The organism is Streptomyces murinus (assembly GCF_002154555.1).
GTDB classification, from domain to species: domain Bacteria; phylum Actinomycetota; class Actinomycetes; order Streptomycetales; family Streptomycetaceae; genus Streptomyces; species Streptomyces murinus.
The window spans coordinates 1-4,625 of record NZ_MUNF01000500.1 but is presented as its reverse complement, the minus strand read 5'-3'; the positions used below and the strand labels follow the sequence as shown (position 1 = coordinate 4,625).

Below are 4,625 nucleotides of genomic sequence, written 5' to 3'. Positions count from 1 at the left end.
ACAACGCTCGTGGTCAATACACCTAGGGCCTGTCCGACCCCTCGGGGGGCCCGCAGTGTCCACATCGTTATCGGACACGGTTCACACCAGCCCCACCCGTCACGTAAGTTCAGACCAACGCAATTCGCGCCAGCAAAGCAGCGCGGGTGGTACCGCGCAGTGGAGGGGGCTGCGCGGTGCCGTGAAACGGGGAGATCGCCCCGTGGGGGCGCGCGGCGGCCGGCGCGTCACCGTTCGCCGTGCGGGTAGTCCGTCGGGGGGATTCGGGGGCAACACGCCGACGCGACCCCGGATGGCGGCAAGTCTCCGAATTCCTTCGGAATTCACCGCCTCCGACCAGGTTTGCCTGGGATTCCCCGGTGAATCGACCGGAAAGACCCCCTGAATCCATCGTTCCGCATCCACCAGGGCGTTCCCGGGTGACTTCGGAGAGTAGTTGTGGGGCGCCGATGCCCCCATCCGCCCTTACGAAGGGTTATGGTGGAACCCCCCCTCGGGCCGGTCCGTCTCCCCCCCACGGACCGGCCCGTTTTTTCTTGGCCACGCGAGAGGTCCCGACCGGGAACCGCGCACCACCCGGCGCGCGTCCCTACAGCGAGGACCGGAGTCCCGATCCCGCCCCGCCCCCCTCGCCCCCGCCGTAGCAGGGCCGGACCAGGGCCCGGGCAGCGGTAGGCTCGACGGGCCCGGCAACGTACCCCGCGCCAAACCCCCGGAGGGCCACGTGAACCTGCGCGACAAACTGCGCGGCCTGCTGGTCAGGCTCTACGCACGCCGGGTGGAGGGCCACCTCGACCACGCCCAGGTGCCCAAGCACATCGGCGTCATCGTGGACGGCAACCGCCGCTGGGCCAAGGCGTCCGGCTCCACCACCGTCCACGGCCACCGGGCCGGCGCGGACAAGATCGAGGAGTTCCTCGGCTGGTGCAGCGAGACCGATGTCGAGGTCGTCACCCTGTGGCTGCTGTCCACCGACAACTTCGACCGCGCGCAGGCGGAACTGGCCCCCCTGCTGGGCATCATCGAGGACGTCGTCCGCACCCTCGCCGCCGACGGCCGCTGGCGGGTGCACCACGTGGGCGCCATGGACCTGCTCCCCGCGGGCATGCAGGCCACCCTCAAGGAGGCCGAGGAGGCCACCGCCCACACCAAGGGGATAGTGGTCAACGTGGCCATCGGGTACGGCGGCCGGCAGGAGATCGCCGACGCCGTGCGCTCCATGCTGTACGAGGCCCAGGACAAGGGCGTCGCGATGACGGACCTCGCCGAGTCCGTCGACATCGACATGATCGGCCGTCACCTCTACACCAGCGACCAGCCCGACCCGGACCTCGTCATCCGCACCAGCGGTGAGCAGCGGCTGTCCGGATTCATGCTGTGGCAGACCGCCCACTCCGAGTACTACTTCTGCGACGTCTACTGGCCGGCCTTCCGCAAGGTCGACTTCCTGCGTGCGCTGCGCGACTACGCCGCACGTCATCGGCGGTTCGGCGGCTGAGATGCGCCCGAGGGCCCCGTCGGTTAAATCACCGGCGGGGCCCTCGCGCATCCCCGTTCGAACTGTCGTCACCAGGAGTTCACCGCCGCTGCGATGGCCGCTTTTGCATGGCGGCGCTCGTTCGAGGGCATAAGGCAAGCAGGTCGACGCCCGAACCCCGGGCGTCGGATCTCAGCGGGCGGCAGGGGCCGTCCGCCCGGGAGGTCCTTTGCACCAGCACGACCGTGCGACAGCGCCGCGGAGGTCCGGCCCCCGGCCCGCCGTGTGCAGGGGCCGCCGGCCGGCCCGGTCCGTCCCGCCCTCCCGGCCCGGCTTCCACTTCGTCGCTCCCCGACCTCATCCGAGGGGGTACGTCCTTCCGTGGTGACCAGCACAAAGCGCCGCAAGCCCGACCGGCGCACCTATGTTCTCGACACCAGCGTCCTGCTGGCCGACCCGAACGCCCTGACCCGCTTCGAGGAGCACGAGGTAGTGCTCCCCATCGTGGTGGTCACGGAACTGGAGGCCAAGCGGCACCATCCCGAACTGGGGTACTTCGCCCGCCAGGCCCTACGTCTGCTGGACGACTACCGGGTCCGGTACGGCCGTCTCGACTCCCCCATCCCGATCGGGGAACTGGGCGGGACCGTGCGTGTCGAGCTCAACCACTCGGACCCCAGCGTGCTGCCCACCGGCTACCGCCTGGGGGACAACGACTCCCGCATCCTCGCGGTGGCCCGGAACCTTCAGGCCGAGGGGTTCGACGTCACCGTCGTGTCGAAGGACCTGCCGCTGCGCATCAAGGCCTCGTCCGTCGGGCTCCTCGCCGAGGAGTACCGGGCGGAGCTGGCCATCACGGAGAACTCCGGGTGGACCGGGATGACCGAACTGACGCTCCCCGGCGAGCAGGTGGACGTCCTCTTCGAGGCCGGACACCTCTATGTACCGGAGGCGTCCGAACTCCCGGTGCACACCGGTCTGACCATCCAGTCGGAGCGCGGCAAGGCGCTCGGCCGGGTCACCGCGGAGGGCAATGTCCGGCTGGTGCGCGGCGATCGGGAGGCGTTCGGCATCAAGGGCCGCAGCGCCGAGCAGCGCATCGCCCTCGATCTGCTGCTCGACCCGGACGTCGGGATCGTCTCGATGGGCGGCCGGGCCGGCACCGGCAAGTCGGCGCTGGCGCTCTGCGCGGGCCTGGAGGCGGTCCTGGAGCGCCGCCAGCACCAGAAGGTCATGGTGTTCCGGCCGCTGTACGCGGTCGGCGGGCAGGAGTTGGGCTATCTGCCGGGCTCCGAGGCGGAGAAGATGAGCCCCTGGGCGCAGGCCGTGTTCGACACGCTGTCGGCGGTCACCAGCCGGGAGGTCATCGAGGAGGTCACCGCGCGCGGCATGCTGGAGGTCCTGCCGCTCACCCATATCCGCGGCCGCTCGCTGCACGACGCGTTCGTGATCGTGGACGAGGCGCAGTCGCTGGAGCGCAATGTGCTGCTGACGGTGCTGTCCCGGATCGGCGCCAACTCCCGGGTGGTACTGACCCATGACGTGGCACAGCGGGACAATCTGCGCGTCGGGCGGTACGACGGTGTGGTCGCCGTGGTGGAGAAGCTGAAGGGGCATCCGCTGTTCGCGCATGTCACCCTGACCCGGTCCGAGAGGTCCCAGATCGCCGCCCTTGTGACCGAAATGCTCGAAGACGGCCATATCTGAGCCGATCCAGCCCAGTTGGCGCCGTCCGGCAAAGGCATCAGAGCCTAGCCGGGCGGCGCCTTCGCGTGTGGGTGATTCCGGAAATCCCTTGGGCCAAACGGGATGTGAGCTTTCACACTCAACTCGGAATTGCCTCCCGGCGTCCGGTTACGGCAGAGTCTCAGTCCTGTCAGGCCCCGCATACGACACAACTGCACCCCCAGCGGTGCGGAACACCAGGAAGCACCAACTCCATAGCGTTCGTCGTATGCCGCCCGCGCACCACGCGGCGCTTCCCGCAGGGGGAGTTGCCCACCGGGCCCGTGCCTCCCGTGACCCCGCAGTTGGGAGGCCAGTGTTCAGGGGCACGATTGCGTCCGCCAGGGTCACCGAAGCGGGCGATGCTGGAAGGAAACCGTGTGAGCCGGATTTCGGTCCGGGGATTCGCAGTGGCCTCGGCCACCGCGGTCACCGCCGTCGGAAGCGTCGTCGGAGTTGCCTCGGGCAGCGTCGCGCAGAACAACGACGCCGAGCCGACGGCCGCCGCCGACACCACGCTCCTCGCGGACATACCGACGGGTCAGCAGGCCCAGGTCCAGTCCGCGACCCTGACGCAGCAGGCCGACTCCCAGGCCATCGCCGCGGACGCGAGTGCCAAGAAGGACGCCGAGGCAGCAGCCCGCAAGGCCGCCGCCGAGACCGCGATCGCGAAGAAGGAGGCCGCCCAGAAGGCGGCCGAGGAGGCCAAGCAGCGCGCGGAGACCAAGGCCGCCGCCAGCCGTGGCGACGCCAACGCCAGCTTCCCCGTGCAGACCTCGTACACGGTCGCCCAGATCCAGGCGATGGCGCGGCAGATCGTGCCGTCCGGCCAGTACCAGTGTTTCAGCAACATCGTGAACCACGAGTCCAGCTGGAACTACCGTGCGGTCAACGCCTCCTCGGGTGCCTACGGCCTCGTCCAGGCCCTGCCCGGCGGCAAGATGGCCTCCGCGGGTGCCGACTGGCAGACCAACCCGGCCACGCAGATCAAGTGGGGCCTCAACTACATGAACCAGCGTTACGGCAGCCCCTGTGACGCCTGGACCTACTGGCAGGCCAACGGCAACTACTAGTTCCGGCCACGCCACGCTCAACCCCGCGCAGCCCCTTCCCGTCCTCTGGGAAGGGGCTTTCGCACTGTACGGTCGTAGGCGCACGACTCCACGCGGGGGAAGAGGACGGATGATGTCGCGAGTGCCAGGGTGGCTCGGCAAGCTGGGCGCGAGTCTCACCGAGATGAGCGAACGGCTGGACGCCCGCCAGGCGGAGGTGTCCGAGGAGGACACCGCGCCCGAACCGGCACGCCGGGAGCCGGTCATGGCCGACGCCGTGTCCTCGGCCGCGCCCGACGCCCTGTCCGACACCGCGTCCGACACCGTCGCCGACGCGGTGCCGCACGCCCGCCGTCCCCCCGCCTCGGCCC

At 69.8% G+C, this 4,625-nt stretch carries 3 protein-coding genes and 1 pseudogene; all 4 read left to right on the top strand.

Annotated features, from left to right (window positions below; all coding sequences use genetic code 11):
• Window positions 1-724: 724 nt before the first annotated feature.
• Window positions 725-1,498: an isoprenyl transferase gene (locus CCN72_RS27875; RefSeq protein WP_085566339.1), complete on the top strand. Its 774-nt coding sequence runs from the start codon at window positions 725-727 to the stop codon at window positions 1,496-1,498.
• A gap of 360 nt (window positions 1,499-1,858) precedes the next feature.
• Entirely contained in the window at window positions 1,859-3,184 is a 1,326-nt protein-coding gene (gene phoH2, locus CCN72_RS27870) for an RNA 5'-3' helicase PhoH2 (protein WP_086810619.1), read from the top strand.
• A 398-nt stretch (window positions 3,185-3,582) separates the two neighbouring features.
• Window positions 3,583-4,275 (top strand): aggregation-promoting factor C-terminal-like domain-containing protein, encoded by a 693-nt coding sequence (locus CCN72_RS27865; protein ID WP_037661765.1) that lies wholly within the window; start codon window positions 3,583-3,585, stop codon window positions 4,273-4,275.
• 121 nt (window positions 4,276-4,396) lie between these two features.
• Window positions 4,397-4,625: pseudogene (locus tag CCN72_RS27860) on the top strand (AI-2E family transporter); the annotation flags it as partial.